A 1,243-nucleotide genomic window follows, 5' to 3' on the forward strand; every position below is an offset into this window, starting at 1 on the left:
TCGATATGAGAAAAAAACGGTCTTTGATATATTAGGTGTCGTTTACAATTGTACCCTGTCTTATAATCAAGCCGCTTAATTCAAAAAAATGAAACCCGCTAGGGTTTATTTCGTATGCAAATCTTTCAATCAACTACACTTGCCCTTTAGAAAAAAGAAACAATCTCGTCTAAAATTGACTTTGCATAAGCTTAGCTTGATAGCGATGGGGTCTGGCCACATCGCTATCAAGCTAACAAAACAAAATACCCCATAAAATGAAAAAATACGCTATTCTTTCTGTAGAATCATAGGAAAGGATGGCGTTTTTGTATGTCTATTTCTATATCTGATGAATTACAACTATTTGCTCAAGAAATTCAAAGCTTCTTATCCCCAAATCTCTTACGAGATCTTGCTAGAGATGTTGGTTTTGTGCAACGAACCAGTAAGTACCAAGCAAAAGATTTAGTCGCTTTATGTGTATGGATGAGCCAAAATGTCGCTACGACTTCTTTAACTCAGTTATCTAGCTGTTTAGAAGCATCAACAGAAGTACTTATTAGTCCCGAGGGACTGAATCAAAGATTTAATAAAGCGGCCGTCCAATTTTTACAACACATATTAGCTGAACTACTAAACCGAAAATTGGCCTCATCTATGCCGATTTCTTCTCCATACACTTCTGTTTTCAAGCGTATTCGTATTTTAGATTCCACTGCTTTTCAACTCCCAGATCCCTTTTCATTGGTTTATCCAGGTGCAGGAGGGTGCAGTCATACAGCTGGGATGAAAATTCAACTTGAGTATGACCTGTTAAACGGACAGTTCCTTCATATTCATACAGGTCCAGGTAAACAACATGATCGAACCTACGGTTCTCTGTGTGTCCCAACTATAACAGCGAATGATTTATGTATCCGAGATTTAGGTTATTTTCATTTGAAAGATCTTCAACATATACAAGATAAAAAGGCTTACTATATCTCTCGTATCAAGTCGAATACACGTATTTATCAAAAAAATCCCAACCCTGATTACTTTCAAGATGGAAGAATCAAGAAAGGTACAGAGTATATACAGATAGATATGGAGGTTTTAATGAACTCTCTTCAACCAGGACAAACATGTGAAATATCCAAGGCTTATGTAGGAATGACTGATAAAGTCCCAACTCGTGTGATTGTTCATCGACTAACAAAAGAACAACAACAAAAACGATTACAAGATCAAACTGTAAGAGAAAAAAAGAAAGGAATGAAGT

1 protein-coding gene is annotated in these 1,243 nt (G+C 36.3%); it reads left to right on the top strand.

From position 1 onward, the window contains the following. Window positions 1-312: 312 nt before the first annotated feature. A partial coding sequence (locus CQZ94_RS30750; protein ID WP_105588440.1) for an IS4 family transposase occupies window positions 313-1,243 on the top strand: 931 nt, incomplete at its 3' end.

Source organism: Bacillus sp. MYb209 (genome assembly GCF_002975175.1).
Lineage (GTDB): Bacteria > Bacillota > Bacilli > Bacillales > Bacillaceae_G > Bacillus_A.